The 217-nt window shown below is 50.7% G+C and carries 1 rRNA gene; it reads right to left on the bottom strand.

From position 1 onward, the window contains the following. Positions 1 to 217: ribosomal RNA gene (locus HII27_RS27005) — 23S ribosomal RNA — on the bottom strand; the annotation flags it as partial.

Below are 217 nucleotides of genomic sequence, written 5' to 3'. Positions count from 1 at the left end.
CGATTTGATGTTACCTGATGCTTAGAGGCTTTTCCTGGAAGCAGGGCATTTGTTACTTCAGCACCGTAGTGCCTCGTCATCACACCTCAGCGTTAATAAGCGTCCGGATTTACCTAAACGCTCCGCCTACATGCTTAAACCGGGACAACCGTCGCCCGGCTAACATAGCCTTCTCCGTCCCCCCTTCGCAGTAACACCAAGTACAGGAATATTAACC

Source organism: Kluyvera sichuanensis, from assembly GCF_014218705.1.
Classification (GTDB): Bacteria; Pseudomonadota; Gammaproteobacteria; order Enterobacterales; family Enterobacteriaceae; genus Kluyvera; species Kluyvera sichuanensis.
The sequence above is the reverse complement of the archived record's forward strand: the minus strand, read 5'-3'. Positions and strand labels throughout refer to the sequence as shown.